Origin of the sequence: Pseudoalteromonas sp. JC28, assembly GCF_013319255.1 — a bacterium.
GTDB lineage: Bacteria > Pseudomonadota > Gammaproteobacteria > Enterobacterales > Alteromonadaceae > Pseudoalteromonas.
On sequence record NZ_QOKX01000007.1, the window covers coordinates 516,657 to 531,598 of the forward strand.

Annotated in this window: 10 protein-coding genes and 2 pseudogenes; 5 read left to right on the forward strand and 7 right to left on the reverse strand. The window is 36.6% G+C overall.

Annotation, left to right across the window (positions count from 1 at the left end):
- The first annotated feature begins 10 nt into the window (after nt 1–10).
- Nucleotides 11–1,219, forward strand: a complete 1,209-nt coding sequence (locus DS891_RS17760; protein WP_045990536.1) for an EAL domain-containing protein — start codon at nt 11–13, stop codon at nt 1,217–1,219.
- Here the strand turns inward: DS891_RS17760 and DS891_RS17765 are convergent.
- A complete protein-coding gene (locus DS891_RS17765; protein ID WP_174170511.1) occupies nt 1,203–2,330 on the reverse strand; it encodes a hemolysin family protein in 1,128 nt (375 codons plus the stop codon). The genes DS891_RS17760 and DS891_RS17765 overlap by 17 nt on opposite strands.
- Before the next feature lie 166 nt (nt 2,331–2,496).
- Here DS891_RS17765 and DS891_RS17770 point away from each other — a divergent pair, with 166 nt between their 5' ends.
- Nucleotides 2,497–4,950 carry a S9 family peptidase gene (locus tag DS891_RS17770; protein WP_174170512.1) on the forward strand — a complete coding sequence of 818 codons (2,454 nt, stop codon included), beginning with the start codon at nt 2,497–2,499 and terminating at the stop codon, nt 4,948–4,950.
- A 225-nt stretch (nt 4,951–5,175) separates the two neighbouring features.
- Nucleotides 5,176–5,871 carry a response regulator transcription factor gene (locus DS891_RS17775; RefSeq protein ID WP_010605961.1) on the forward strand — a complete coding sequence of 232 codons (696 nt, stop codon included), beginning with the start codon at nt 5,176–5,178 and terminating at the stop codon, nt 5,869–5,871.
- 42 nt (nt 5,872–5,913) lie between these two features.
- Here the strand turns inward: DS891_RS17775 and DS891_RS17780 are convergent.
- From DS891_RS17780 to DS891_RS17790, 3 genes and pseudogenes are all read right to left on the reverse strand, one after another.
- Nucleotides 5,914–7,242, reverse strand: a pseudogene (locus DS891_RS17780) (YifB family Mg chelatase-like AAA ATPase); the annotation flags it as partial.
- Between the two features lie 771 nt (nt 7,243–8,013).
- Nucleotides 8,014–8,403 (reverse strand): hypothetical protein, encoded by a 390-nt coding sequence (locus DS891_RS17785; protein ID WP_174170513.1) that lies wholly within the window; start codon nt 8,401–8,403, stop codon nt 8,014–8,016.
- Nucleotides 8,404–8,509: 106 nt separating this feature from the next.
- On the reverse strand, nt 8,510–9,028 hold the full coding sequence (locus DS891_RS17790; RefSeq protein ID WP_174170514.1) for a replication/maintenance protein RepL: 519 nt from the start codon (nt 9,026–9,028) through the stop codon (nt 8,510–8,512).
- Nucleotides 9,029–9,681: 653 nt separating this feature from the next.
- On the opposite strand from DS891_RS17790, the gene DS891_RS17795 reads away from it, so the two are divergent.
- Both DS891_RS17795 and DS891_RS17800 read left to right on the forward strand, forming a co-directional pair.
- Nucleotides 9,682–10,758: a hypothetical protein gene (locus DS891_RS17795; RefSeq protein WP_174170515.1), complete on the forward strand. Its 1,077-nt coding sequence runs from the start codon at nt 9,682–9,684 to the stop codon at nt 10,756–10,758.
- A 49-nt stretch (nt 10,759–10,807) separates the two neighbouring features.
- Nucleotides 10,808–11,230, forward strand: a complete 423-nt coding sequence (locus tag DS891_RS17800) for a hypothetical protein (RefSeq protein WP_174170516.1) — start codon at nt 10,808–10,810, stop codon at nt 11,228–11,230.
- A gap of 14 nt (nt 11,231–11,244) precedes the next feature.
- On the opposite strand, the gene DS891_RS17805 is transcribed toward DS891_RS17800, so the two are convergent.
- From DS891_RS17805 to DS891_RS17815, 3 genes and pseudogenes are all read right to left on the reverse strand, one after another.
- Nucleotides 11,245–13,170 (reverse strand): recombinase family protein, encoded by a 1,926-nt coding sequence (locus DS891_RS17805; protein WP_174170517.1) that lies wholly within the window; start codon nt 13,168–13,170, stop codon nt 11,245–11,247.
- Between the two features lie 56 nt (nt 13,171–13,226).
- Nucleotides 13,227–13,433 (reverse strand): annotated as a pseudogene (locus tag DS891_RS17810) (magnesium chelatase domain-containing protein); the annotation flags it as partial.
- Between the two features lie 17 nt (nt 13,434–13,450).
- Entirely contained in the window at nt 13,451–14,065 is a 615-nt protein-coding gene (locus DS891_RS17815) for a trimeric intracellular cation channel family protein (RefSeq protein ID WP_039492969.1), read from the reverse strand.
- Nucleotides 14,066–14,942 lie beyond the last annotated feature (877 nt).

A 14,942-nucleotide genomic window follows, 5' to 3' on the forward strand; every position in this document is an offset into this window, starting at 1 on the left:
GGAATTGTTAATGTCATTAGCAAAACATCGGATAATGGTAGTAGATGATTCACCCGCGATCCTCGTCGTAATGCAAGCTATTATGACTGAGCTTGGTATTGAGCATGTCACAACCTGCTCAAGTGCGGTGAATGCTGTAGAAAAAATACGGCAGACTCCTCATCAATTTGACGCCATTTTTACAGATCTCAATATGCCCGAAATGGATGGTATGGAGTTTATTCGCCAGCTAGGAGAGCTAAGGTTCTCTGGCGGCATTATTATTATTTCCGAAATGGACGAGAAGATTATTGATCTAGCAACCAACCTTGCCAGACAGTCCAATGCACACCTTATCGGCAATATTTCCAAGCCCGTACAATTGGTTGATGTCGAGCGCATGCTCAAAAAAATGGAGACGTATACCACTGTTAAACGTAGCCGTATTGAAAAGGTAACCGAAAGCGATCTTTTGCATGCCATTAGTCACAATGAAATTACGCCTTACTATCAGCCAAAGGTTCACCGTGGTGACAAAAAGATAAAAAGTGTCGAAGTGCTTGCCCGTATTGTGTCTAAAAATACCGAGCAGGTCATTTTACCAGACCATTTCATTGGCGTGGCCGAAGATACCGATCTAATCAACATCATTACTTTCCAGCTTTTTGAAAAGGCAACGGACGAGTTTAAAGCAATCAAATCTGAACTCAATTACCCGATTAAACTGGCTTTTAATTTATCACCTGTGCAATTAAATGATTTAAGCTGTCCAGATAAATTGGCACTTATTTTAGAAATAAACCGTTTAAAGCCTAGTGATATCATTTTAGAAATTACTGAAAACCAACCGATGAATCAGTCTATTCAACTGGAAACAATGAACCGGTTACGGATCCGGGGGTTTGATATTTCGTTAGACGACTTTGGTACTGGATTTACCAATATTCAGCAGTTAAAGTCTTTGCCGTTTACTGAGATCAAAATCGACCGCTCTTTGATAACCCATGTGGAATCCGATCGCTTTTCACAGGTACTTATCGACAGCTTAATCGACATCGCACAAAATCAACAGTTAGACATAGTAGCTGAAGGTATAGAGCGGATTGAAGAGCTACAATACCTTGACCGCTACAAGCATAGCCTGTTAATGCAGGGCTTTTTAATCAGTAAACCTAAACCACTAACAGACCTAGTCGGGTGGATACACTCTTGGCAGCGTATGATTAATTCGAACCCTTAACCTCTGGAGAGGCAGTTTCCTCTCCGCCGCTTTGCGTTTCAGACACATCTTCAGCTTCGTCGCTGTCTTCAATCAAATTATCATGATTATCAACGCGCTCTCGCCACTTTTGCTTAGCAGCAGCTTGCATATTGGTGGTTTGCTCTCGCTCATCAACAATATCCATTCCCATTAATGATTCAAGCAAATCTTCTAATGTCACTATGCCTTGTACATCGCCATATTCATCAATGACAAGCGCAATGTGTAGACGCTTTGCCAGTAACGCTTTGAATAACTCTGGCGCAGCTAGTGTTTCCGGTACGGTATAAAGAGGGCGAGATAGCTTACCAATTTTATATTCTTCTCCAAGCCTATGATAAGCAAGCATAATATCATTCTTGTGTACAAAGCCGATGATGTCATCTGTGTTTTTATCGAATACCAACACCCGAGAAAAAGCAACCGAACCATGCTCAGACAAATACTCGTGCACTGTCATATCTTTATGCACCTTAAATAACACCGTTCTTGGTGTCATGATGCTTTCTAGTTTGGCGTGGCGAAAACGCAACAAGCTGCGAATAGTTTCAGTTTCATCTTGGTGCAACGCGCCTGCTTCAGAGCCTATCTCCGCCATTGCTTCGATTTCTTGACGAATGTAGTGGGCTTCGTCTTCTTTACGACCTATCACTTTTGTAAGTTGGTCAGACATCCACACGAATGGCTTCAATATTCGAACTAGCCATACCAACACACTTGAAACGATAGGTGTTAACCCGCGCCAATAAGTCGCCCCTAAAGTCTTCGGAATGATTTCTGACAGTACCAAAACCAGTAGCGTCATCACTGCCGAGGCTATACCGACAGCTGCATCTGAAAATACCACAGCAGCTTGTGCGCCAACCCCTGCAGCACCGGCGGTATGCGCAACGGTGTTTAACGTTAGAATGGCAGATAAAGGCTGATCAATATTGTCTTTAAGGCGTTGAACTCGCGATGCTAATGCATCATTGTCTTGCTTTAAGATCCCTATATGGCTTGGCGTAATACTAAGTAGCACTGCTTCCATCACCGAACAGATAAAAGAGATAGCTATTGCCAAAAACATGTAGGTTAATAATAAAACCAAGTAAATTCTCCTCTTTATTCAACGCTAAGTGTTTGCTTAACCGCATACGTTATGTTGCTCATCAACACAGACTATTAAATTTAGGACGTCTATCGCAGCAATACAACCAGTTCAAAATACTATGATATAGTTTTATCATATAATTACCTACAATAGGCGCACATAAATGAAATTACGTACAGCCGTCACTCTACTATTTACGGCAGTCTCAGCACAACTTTCAGCAAGCCCATTAGACGAATCAAAAATACAATTTTTGGGTCCCATCGCAGGCGAATCAACAATAAAGCCAGCTGATACAGCTCATCGTGATGCAATTATTGAAAACCTGCTACCATCATTACAACAAGACGTCAAACAGGTAACGCTATTCAATAATGAGAGCAAATGGCAGCCTCTAAACAAAACTACACAATTAACGATACCTGGATTGCAGGCTCTAAAATTTAATTTCACTACTGAACGTTTTGTTTCAGGTAAGCTAAAGCTTGAGGGCATCGAGAAAGCCAAAGTTTTTCTAAATGGAGAGCCAGTCTCCGGTGTTAAAGAGGTTCAGCTTGATGTCGTCAAGGGCGATCATCAAATTCTCGTTATCGCTGAGCAGGTAAATGACTGGAATAAGGTTGCTCTCAGCTTTGAAGGCGAAGCAGCGCATGACGTTATCACGCTAACAGAAAAACAAACCAAAGCGCTGTCTGCAAAGCAGTTGTTTGATGCTCCAACGGTGAGTGCTATCTCACTTGCACCTAACGGCGAATATTACATTTCGACCGTCCGCCACTACGATGATGAAAAAGGCAACTCAGCAATCACCGAAACTGCTTTATACAATGAAGATGGTGACATGCTTTACAGTTTCGATGGTATGAGTGCAAATAGCTTTGCATGGCGTGATGACAGCAGCAAACTCACTTATTTAAAAGATAATAAAGCTTACATCCTTGATCTAAAAACCTTTAAACGTACTCAAGTTGCTACTAAGCTCAATGGCGCGAATAGTATCGAGTTTTTTGATAATGACACGCTTATTTTTGCTTGGACCAACAGCGGCAAAGAAGAAGGCAAACTGACTAAACATTATCAAGGATTAGAAGATAGATGGTCATATGCCCGGACCCAATCGCAAATCTTCTTACTCGATATCAAAAGTGGGCTACTTAATCCTGTGACCGTTGGCGCACAAAGCCACAACTTGGCCGACTTTGACGCACAAGCAAACACGGTTTTAGCAACGCGTAATAAGCAAGACTACGCGCAACCTCCTCACATGTTGACAGAGCTAATAGAAATCGATCTATCAAACAATCAGCAAAGTGTTATTGGTCAGTATCGTACATTTAGCGGCGCGCAATACACTAAAAATGGTATTTATGTAACTGCAGGTCCTGATTTTGCAGAAGGTGCGGGGCGCAACTTACCTGAAGGTATGCTCGCGAATAACTATGATGGCCAACTCTATTGGATAGATCGCAAAGGCCACAATGTAAAAGCACTGAGTAAAAACTTTGACCCAGCCATAGGCAGCTTCACCGTACTCAATAATGGCGATTTGGTACTAAAAGCGACTGACCAAGATCGTCAACAGCTTTTCCTCTTTGACGAAAGTAAGTCTACTTTCAAACGCTTAAACACCGGGCTGGATGTTGTCGCCAACTATTCTGTGTCGAGTGAACGTAATCCAGAGATCTTATTCACAGGAACGACTGCATCAACTCCACAACAGTTAAAAACCATGTCAACCTCAGATAAGCGAGCAGACACGCTCTGGGACTCAACAAATATCGCATACCAGAATGCGGAAATTGCCAACCTAGAAGAGTTTAATTTTACTAATACTGAAGGCGTGGAGATTAAAGGCCGCGTGTATCTACCACACGATTTAGACAAAGCTAAAAAGTACCCAGCACTTGTTTATTACTACGGTGGTACTTCTCCAGTGACTCGTGGCTTTACAGGACGTTACCCATTTAACTTATGGGCAGCAAAAGGCTATGTTGTTTATGTCTTGCAACCAACTGGTGCGACAGGTTTCGGTCAGAAATTCTCAGCAGAACATGTCAATGCTTGGGGTGAACACACCGCTAACGATATCATCATGGGTACCAAAGAGTTTGTGAAAGCCTACCCTTTCGTTGATGACAAGCGTTTAGGTAATTTAGGTGCTTCTTACGGCGGCTTCATGACTATGCTGCTGACAACAAAAACTGATTTGTTCTCAGCTTCTATCTCACATGCCGGTATTTCTAATATTACTTCATACTGGGGTCAAGGCTGGTGGGGCTATTTGTATTCTGGCGAGGCCTCAAAAGGAAGTTTCCCCTGGAACAATCCAACGCTTTACTCACAACATAGCCCGGTATTTAATGCAGATAAAGTAACAACACCATTATTGTTAATTCACGGTGACGCGGATACCAATGTGCCGCCAGGTGAAAGTCATAATATGTATACCGCATTGAAGATCCTTGGCCAAGATGTTGAATTGGTCGAATACAAAGGCGCAGATCATCAAATTTTTGCTCGTGACAAGCGTTTCCATTGGTGGAACACCATGCTTGCTTTTTTCGACAAACATTTAAAGCAAGAGCCACAGTGGTGGGAACATTTATACGGTAAGTAATCAACGCTAGGCGGCACGGTGTGCCGCCTTTTTGTTTATGGAAGCAGCAATCAAACACATCATTGTATATAATTTAATAATAAAGCTCTGTTTCCCCTTGATCGAACTAGGTTGTCAGGTTAACGTGCCAGATACAGAGTTGTAAGAATTCGTTTCATGCACTTCCAAGCAGCGATCTCTCAGTGTTATATTTACGACAATTAAACAACAATTAACAGTGAAAACATGAGCATAAAGGTTTTATTAGTTGAAGATGATGAACTCTTAGCAAAGCGGCTGTGTAGTCACTTTGAAAATACCGAGTTCAGTATCACTGTAGACAATACGGGTGCTACTGCGCTTGAGCTTATTCAAGCTCAAACCCAAAACCCATTTGCACTTGCTATTGTTGATGTTGTTTTACCCGCCACTGATGGCCTGCAACTCGCGAAAGAAATTAATACCTTATCAGACCTTGGTGTCATCATGCTTTCTAGTCGAGACTCTCAAGCCGATAGAATCGCAGGTCTTGCGCAAGGTGCTGATGACTACGTTTGTAAGCCTGTTGATACGCTTGAGCTTGAACTGCGTATGCGTGCCTTATACAAACGTTTAGTTGGTAATAAAGACGATGAATCGGAAGAATTTATCGAATATGCAGACTTTAAACTACACCCTGATAACCGTACCTTAATCAATCAACATGGCATTGAGTCTCGACTTACCGAAGCTGAGCATAAAGTGTTGATTTGTCTTATTTCCAATGCTGGAAGGGCAACATCCAGAGAGCGTATTTCAGAAGACATTGGGCAACCTGATTGGAGCCCAAGTGACAGAACAGTTGATGTCTTAGTTGGCCGACTACGCAAAAAACTCGGCGATGAAAAAGAGCAAAAACGCATTGTTACGGTTCGCGGTAAAGGTTATATGTTGTCAGCTTAACCTTTACCAATAATACACTCCCTATCTATTGAAGTGCCGTTACTAATACTGTGTTAACTGACCTAACAACCTCTCCAACGCGCGATAACTAAGCGCTTCCTTTAAATGTGATAAGCCAATATTAGGTGTAGAGCTCAGATCTGCAATGGTACGTGCAACCTTGATTATTCGATGATATGAACGTGGTGATAGCTTTAGTTTTTCTGCTGCTTTTGCTAGAAATAAGCGTTCAGCATCAGCAAGATAGCAGATATGATTTAGCTCTTTTACACTCAGTTGGTCGTTACATTTTCCCTGACGTGCTAAAGCTGTTTTATAGGCCTGTTCCACCCTAGCCCTTATTGTCGCGCTAGACTCTCCATTACTCTGGGATTGTAGCTCTTCTGTTTTTAGACGAGGTAATTCTACCTGTAGATCTATTCGGTCTAAAAATGGGCCTGAAATCTTAGCCAAATAGCGCAATACTTGATCTGGAGACGCTCTTTTGTCAGTGTAACAACCTGTAGGACTGGGGTTTAATGCTGCGATCAGTTGAAAGTTTGCAGGGTAATCAACTTGCCGAGCTGCGCGCGAAATCGTTACCATGCCCGTTTCCATCGGCTCACGTAATGAATCCAGTACCTTCCTATCAAATTCTGGTAACTCGTCCAAAAATAGAACACCATTATTTGACAATGATATCTCCCCTGGCTTAGGGTTCGATGAGCCTCCAACCAAGGCTACCGCAGAGCAAGTATGATGTGGAGCTCTAAAAGGCCTTGTTTTCCAGTTTGATTGGCTGATTGTTTTTCCCAGTATGGAATAGATAGAAGCTGTTTCTAACGCCTGATTATCCGTCATTAATGGCATTATCGTGGGCAGGCGCTGAGCAAGCATCGATTTTCCAGTGCCCGGAGGACCAAGAAATAAAACGTTATGCCCACCTGCCGCAGCTATTTCTAGTACTCGCTTCGCCCCCTCTTGCCCTTTCACTTCAGCCATATCCAGCAAGCTCCCACCTGAAGCTTGTATATTTAAATCGTCTGGGTAGAGTTGATTAAACCTAAGTGATTGCTGGCCGCTTAAGCCTAACCATGCTGTACGCAAGCAGCTTATAGCAACACGATTAGCATCAGCGGCAAGGCTCGCAACTGCATCGTTACCAGTAGGTAGGTAAGCAGTTCGCCCCTCCTTCGCTGCTGCAATAACAGATGGCAAAATCGCAGTGACCGTCCTCAGCTCACCATTTAACGCAAGCTCACCATAAAACTCTTTATCAGCAATAGCATGGCTATCTAACTGCCCTGATGCGACAAGAACACCGAGTGCGATTGCAAAGTCAAAGCGGCCACCGTCTTTGGGTAGATCTGCTGGTGCTAAGTTTACTGTAATCTATCAGATAATTTACAGGAAAAGAAAAGTTAAATACATGATATTGATTTTATTATAAAAAGCGGTCGCAAAAAAGCCGAAGGCGCGACCAAGATAAAAAAAGGGGCTAAGCCCCTTATATCAGAAATTAAAAAGCCCCTTGTGGGGCTAATAATTTAGTGCTTTGTTGGGTCAGTCAATATATAACCTTGACCTTTTTGCGGTGTAGGTGGGAGAGGTTCACCACGTGTTACAGTTCTTTCCTTTCCTGTTTTACCTCCGCGAGGTCCAACTATTTCATATTGACCCGAACGGGTCGCCTTAGTACCAGATTTTAATATAGCCATTAAAATTTCCTTTAAAATTAAAAAACAATGTATTGAGTATCTACAAAACTTGCAAAAGGCTAGGAAATAACTATAATCTGGATCCCCATCTAGATATTTAGTTCAGCCCGAACATATTTGCCGCTGAAATATGTATCGCCTTATCAGCGTAGCAAAGTGCTACGCTGGCAAGTTTCCACACGGCGATTAATCTCTTCTGATAATTCTTCCCCTGTGAAATCAACCATTATTCAATTGAATAACGATAATATACACCCACCGAAACACAAATGCAAGTTACAATTATGGGAGCATGGCAAATATAACACAGATTCGTGACAGCAAACAAGTCCGACCAGTTGCTTTGAATTTTAAGCTTATGATTTTTAAAAACTTAAACTTATACTTTTTAAAAATATGATAAAAAATACAGTACGAAATGATTTCCTTCTATATATTCCAAATATCACCTCCTGCATATCGGGTAGACTGTTTCAGTCTTACCGTTTGTTACTTGTGTTTTTTGTTCGTCATAAACTGAAAAACTAACATTGTTAATCTGCAAAGGTCTTAATGTCTGTGCTGTGTTTGGACTTTGTACGTATACATGAGCCTTGGCAAAAGCTGCGCCTTTTCTGCCAGAAGTTCCCAAGACCTTACCAGTAAAATCAGCATAATGAAAAATTGCAGAGCCACCGCTAAAAAATGTTGCTTGTAGATAACCACCAGAACCAGAAACGACACGTACAAAGTTTTTATTGGGCGTATAAATACAATTATTATTGTATCTTATGGTCTGACTTTTTAAGTTGTTTGATACTGTTAAAATTAAAGTTAATAATATTATTTTTTTCATTTGTATAACCCTCCATTTTTTATAAATTTCTTTTTAATAATTTTCTGTAACTCTTTTAATTCTTTCTTTTTTCTTTCTGGAACTTCTACTTTATTATTTTTCATAATTATTTAACTCCTTTTTCTATTTTTGTTTTGTATTGTTTTTCTTCACTTTTAAGATCTAAATAAACAGGTTGTTCGTGAAACTTTGAAAATTTAATTTTTTGTTCTGCTGAATTTTTCCAACAAATACTAGAATTAATGACGTATGAAACATTACGACCATTTTTTATTTTTTTAATTAACTTATGATCTGAAAGTATTTTTATTTTTTCTCTTGTTTTTCTCTCACTAATATTAAAAATTTCAGATAAAGACTTTTGAGAGATAAAAATCTCGTTATTCTTATCTGAGTTTTCACACATAAAAAGGAAAATGTTAAAAGCTTTTGGATGTTTTAAATTGAATGTTCTAATGAACTTTTGATAATAATTAAACACTTGTATAAATTTATTTGAAATACTTTCAGTTTCAAATTGTTTTAATCTTAAATCTTTTACTCTTACTTCTTCTTTTAAAGAATTAATTTCTTTTATTAGATCTTCTTTTGATTTCTCTAATTCTTCATAATTTGATTGATTCATTTTTATTTCCCGATTTTTTATTCTTTGGCTATTTCTTTTTATAATAGAAAAAAATAATGTCAATATAGGCCTATTGGGGTTCCTATGTATAGGAATACCAGGGTTCCTATATTCTTTTTAAAGAAATCAGCTAAAAACAAGGAAATTTTTAAAATGTTAAAAAAATTCCTTTTTCTGGTTATGTTTACTTTGCTTGATGTAACTTATTAAATGACAACATTATAAAATTAAGAATCTTAATTTTTAGTTGTCTGAAAGAAGAAAACCAGATTTAAAAATCTGGTTTTAATATGGGATTGTGATTTGAGGAATTTTCGCCAAAAAATAAATCAGGTGATCACAATCTTTAAATTATAATAAAAATGTAATTAGTCAAGAACTTGATTTATTTTGTTTTTATTTCTGATATTTTTTAGGGGCTTTGCCCCTTGTCTTGTCTTGGTCGCGCCTTCGGCTTTTTTGCGACCGCCAAAAGCTCTTACAGAGCTTTTTTATAAACCTGAAAGGTTTACCCTTTTAACTTGTTAAAAGCCCACAAGAAACGGTACGTTTCGCAGGTGTAGACTTGTCTACGCTTTAATGGGCTAAAACGTAGAGTCTTGATCTTCGTTATTTTTATGGTTAATTAAATACAAGAACAAAAATAATTAACTATGAAAAACTATGTTGCGCTTAAAACTAAATTTTATAAAAATTCAAATGCAAAAGGAGAACTTGGACATGTTAATCGTGTTTTTAATGAAAATAAAAATGCTTTTCCCGAACATACAAAAAATAATTTTGGAACAGAGAATTTATTTGAAAGATACAATGAAATTTATGATCGAGTAAATGAGAGAAAAGCAGAACTAAAATTAAAAAGACTAAATAAAAGCTCAAATACTTTTATTGATAGTGTCGCAATTTTTTCCCTTGAACAGTGGGAAGAGTTAGAAAAAAAATTCAATCCTGAAGAAATAAAAAATCTTATAACTGAAAGAATGAATGACTTTATGACCAAATTTAAAAATGAATTTGGTTTTGAACCTGTTGGGTTCAATATGCATCTTGACGAAGGACATGAGAAAAACCAATTAATAAGAAATGTTCACGCTCACGTCATTTTTTTCAATTATGACTTTAAGAAAGACAAAGCACCTTTAAGAAAAATAACTAAAAAACACACTGCAAAAATGCAAGATCTTCTTGCTGAAAGTTTTTCAGATTTGGGTTTTCAACGTGGAGTTTCAAAAGAGATAAGTAATAAGAAGGGACTTGAAAAGGAACAATATATTGAAAAAAAATTAAACGAAAGAGAAGAAAAAATTAAAGATTTAGAAAATAAAATTAAATCAATAAATAAAAAAGGTAGAGTAAAACAACAAAAATTGCTTAATTTAGAAGTTGAAAAAGAACTTTTAGAAGAATATACCGAAAATTTAAAAGAAGAGGTAAAAGAGGCAGAAAATAGACTTAAAAAAATTAAAAATCTTACTTCTTCAATCTTTAAAAAAGCTTTAACGATTACTAAAAATTACATTTCAAATTTTTATAAAAACAATGATCAAGATTATAAAAAAKACATTGATTCATATTCAAAAGTAATTATTGACTATGAACAATTTGACAAGATCGAATCTGAAAAAGTTGAAAAAGAAATAAATGAAAATTTATTCAATAATGATAAAAAAATATTAAATGACATTAGAAAATCAAAAAATAAATTAAAACCCAAAAATAGCATAAATTGATTTTTTAAAAAAAGTGGTAAAGTGTAATTATTAACCAACCAAGGAAATTATGAATAATGAAGAAGAAATATTAAAAATTAAAAACATTACAAATAGAAAAATTAAAGAACTTAAATATATAATAAATAAGTTAGAGTTAGAAAGTTATAATCTTGAATTAAAGAACAATCAAACAAATTCAAAATATAATATTGTTAAATCAAGAAATGTTGATTTAACAAAACAAGTTTTTGAATTAAAAAAAAGAGATACAAGATTTAGAAAAACACTTCAAGAGTATGAAAATTTTTTAACAACAATAAAACAACATTTCCAACTTGAAAGTATTGAAGAAATAACTAATTACATTCAAAAAAACAACATTGAAAAAGAACAAATTCATCAAGAAAAAAAACTTGAAATAGAAAATTATACAGATATTGAAAAAGAGTTCGAATTACCAAAAAATTTAAAAGTAAATCGACCAAAATAGTAAAACTTGTTTTATTATTTTTGTTGATCAATTTGATTTTTAGTCATTTCAAATCTTTTACTTTTCATTTTAAATACAGTTTCAAATAAATATTTACCATAACTTTTATAGTCAAAATCATTTGATACAAGATTATGTTTTTTAAGATATTTTTGTAAAGTTTCTTTTTTCCAATTTTGAAGAATAAAAAATCCAAAATCATATTTTGATAAATTTGTTGGATCTTGTTCTATTTCATTAATTTGTAATGTAGTTAATTCTTTTTTATAAAGTTTTTCCTCCCCCCAGTTAAAAATTGAGTTTAATACTTCTGTAAATTTCCCATCAATTTTTCCTCCAAGATACTGTTCAAATAAACTTTCTGTATACTTTGAAAAATTATCAATCAATAAAGAAGTGTCTGTATTTTCTCCCCAGTTTACAAATTCGTATAAACCATTATATCTAAGGCATACAGCTTGTTTTTGATCTGAAAATATTATTATTGCTGAATAATTACGATCTATTATTTTTTTAGCTTTGTCTATTTCGTCAGGATCTCGATCTAAATAAAATTTATCTATTCTTGATTTCACTTCTTCATATTCATATTTATTAGAATATGTATTATATTCATATTTTAGATCGTCAATTTCTCTTTTTAAACTTCTTATATTTGATTTAATTTTTGTTCCAGATTTTAAATAAAATTCAGTATCTATTTCTTCATTATTTAAAAAATAATTTTCAAGATCTGATAATTTATTATTTTGTTTTTTTAATTGTTCTTCTTTTTCAATAATAGCAATTCTTTTTTTCTCTAAAAGATGCTTGGGGTACTCGAAAGGAGTTCCAAAAATATTAAATTCGTTAGGGTGAGAACTTAAAAAATGGTCATATGTGACTGTTTTAGAGTCACAACCACCATATCTACGAGCGGAACACTTTAACGTAAAATAGAGGTATTTTTTGCCTTTTATGACTTTATCATCAGTTTCAAAGTAAACTTTTTGCCCACACTTTCCACAAAAAGTTTTACCAGTGAAAATATTTATTGATTTTCTACCTGCCGATTTTATTTTAACTTTTCTTTTAGATATTGATTGAACACGATCAAATAATTCTTTTTCAACTGCAGCGGGGTAATAATTTTTTATTATTTCCCCTTCCCTTTTGATATGTAACTCACCCAAAACACAACGATTTTTTAATAAGTGTGATACTTTCCCAGAACTCCACCGATTCGTAAAATTTTTATGTCTTTTTCTAGCTATTTGGTCAATATTGTTACTATCTAACCATTTTGTTATATCTCTTAATGATTTACCTTCATTTCCATACATTTCAAAGATTTTTTGAACAACTTTGACTTTTTCATTAAAAACAAAATTTGTTTCTTCTTTTGTTCCTTGATTATCAATCCAACCGGGTAACATACCTGAAAATTGAACTTTTTCAGAATTTACAACTTTTAAAAATCTCTGATCAAATGAGTCTAGAATTCTCTCTGATTTTTTTTGACTTTCAAGATTGGCTTGTTCCATTAAAAACAGAGAATACATAATATCAACAAAACTATTAAGACTTTGTTTTGTATATATTTTATTATCCATTAACGTAATAATATTAACGTTTTTACGTAGAATTGATTTAAAAAGTGTTGAAGCAGAATCTATGTCTTGACGTGATAGTCGATCAATTTGTTCTATACAAAGATAAGCAGATCCATCAGTTGGTACTATGTCATTTTCAATAGCTTCTAAAAACACTCCTAACGCACCATGAGAAACGTTTTTTCCTGTAAAGGCAGAAAGACCTTTATCATTCAAATCGAGGTCTACGACCTCGTAACCATTCTCTGCGGCGTATTTTCTAGCACGATATATCTGACGTTTAAGACTTGCACCCTTCCCCTGTTTTTCGCTGGAAAATCTGGCATAAGGATATAGCAATTTTTTCATTGAACATTCCAAAAAATCATACTTTACATTATATGATAATATTTCCTGTAAATGTTCAAATCAAGAGTGATACGCTGTTCTGGAAATAAAAAGCCAGCATTAACAAGCGCACTACGGACGCGTTCTTTGGCTTCTTTAACTGAGGTTTCGGGTAATCCAACAATACTAAAGGCAGGTAAACCATTGCTAAGGTGCACCTCAACAATTACCTCGGGTGCGGTAATACCAACTTGTGCTCGAGTGAAGACTCTTGCTAAAGACATCCATGTCTCCTGCTTACTTAATATTTATAGTTAAATACGTGTAACACCAAGTGGTATCGCATAGCCGCTAACCTCAATAACAAGGTTGCCGCCATAGATAATACCATTACGTACTCTGTTGCCATGCCCAATTTAATTGCTTGAGTATAGACTACCCCGCCAAAAATGCAGGTGATCGCGTATAACTCTCCTTTTAAAAGAAGGGGGATTTCGCGAGCCAACACGTCTCTGATGACCCCACCAAAACACCCAGTCAATACGCCCATGATCACAGCTGTAGTATCAGGCATTCCAATACTTAAAGCCTTTTGTACTCCCATTACAGCGAAAAAAGCAAGCCCAATGGCATCAGCAACCTGCAGTACAGTTCTTGGAATATTTTGATGTCGATTTAGCCACCATATACTCACAGCGACAGCAAATAAAATAGCGTAAATATAGCTAGTATCATGAAGCCAAAAAACAGGTTGATCTAAAATCAAGTCTCGTAATGTTCCCCCTCCGATACCAGTTACAGTCGCAAGGACAATCACACCAAAGCCATCCATATGTTTACTATGCGCAATTAAGGTTCCCGAAATTGCAAAAACCATGACGCCCAAGAGATCAAACCAATGATAGAGTTCTGACATTTCGTAATTAGTTGTGAAACAAAAGCAAAATCATAACGAAGATCTCACACAAAAGGTAGTGGGATCGCCGATATTTACAGTTTTCAATGTGGTGAGAAAAGTGACTTTATGAAATGTTTAGGATGAATGCTTGCGGATAAACCATCTACCATGTTGCACTATAATTATACTATGGTGGGAGCGAGTTTACCTCGCGATGTGTTGATTGGCTTGCGAGGTTTTATATCTCAAATCTCTATACCCCAAACAGCAAAAAACCCGTCGCATTGCTGCAACGGGTTTTGATGTACATGGTTTTTTTCCGGAACTTCATTGCAAGCCATCGGTGGGTAAACCACCTACCATGTTGCACTGTGCTGATACTGTGGTAGGAGCGAGTTCACCTCGCGATGTGTTGATTGGCTTGCGAGGTTTTATATCTCAAATCTCTATACCTCAAACAGCAAAAAACCCGTCGCATTGCTGCAACGGGTTTTGATGTACATGGATGTTCGAATGTCGATGAAGTTCATGGATGAACGCTTTTCATCAACCTCTTATTTGGCCCTGGCTCGCTACGAAGTAGGATGTTCTCATTTTTTAAATAGAGAGTCACATGGGTGATCCACACTATCATTGACCGGGGCCTACCCTTCGGCTGTTTTGTTTCACTTCTGAGTTTGGGTGACGAGAAACCGAAGCACCGCTTCGCAGTTCGAGGAAGTGAGCGCAAGGACGCGCGAAGGGGAGATGCTACATGGAAGTACTTTACCCCAAACAGCAAAAAACCCGTCGCATTGCTGCAACGGGTTTCTCTTATTTGGCCCTGGCGATGTTCTACTTTCACATGGGTAATCCACACTATCATCGACGCTGTTTTGTTTCACTTCTGAGTTCG

What these genes read in the sequence shown, in the direction of transcription:
- DS891_RS17760 (WP_045990536.1), top strand. Translation starts at nt 11, where the DNA reads ATGTCATTAGCAAAACATCGGATAATGGTAGTAGATGATTCACCCGCG.
- DS891_RS17770 (WP_174170512.1), top strand. Translation starts at nt 2,497, where the DNA reads ATGAAATTACGTACAGCCGTCACTCTACTATTTACGGCAGTCTCAGCA.
- DS891_RS17775 (WP_010605961.1), top strand. Translation starts at nt 5,176, where the DNA reads ATGAGCATAAAGGTTTTATTAGTTGAAGATGATGAACTCTTAGCAAAG.
- DS891_RS17785 (WP_174170513.1), bottom strand. Translation starts at nt 8,403, where the DNA reads ATGAAAAAAATAATATTATTAACTTTAATTTTAACAGTATCAAACAAC.
- DS891_RS17790 (WP_174170514.1), bottom strand. Translation starts at nt 9,028, where the DNA reads ATGAATCAATCAAATTATGAAGAATTAGAGAAATCAAAAGAAGATCTA.
- DS891_RS17800 (WP_174170516.1), top strand. Translation starts at nt 10,808, where the DNA reads ATGAATAATGAAGAAGAAATATTAAAAATTAAAAACATTACAAATAGA.
- DS891_RS17805 (WP_174170517.1), bottom strand. Translation starts at nt 13,170, where the DNA reads ATGAAAAAATTGCTATATCCTTATGCCAGATTTTCCAGCGAAAAACAG.
- DS891_RS17815 (WP_039492969.1), bottom strand. Translation starts at nt 14,065, where the DNA reads ATGTCAGAACTCTATCATTGGTTTGATCTCTTGGGCGTCATGGTTTTT.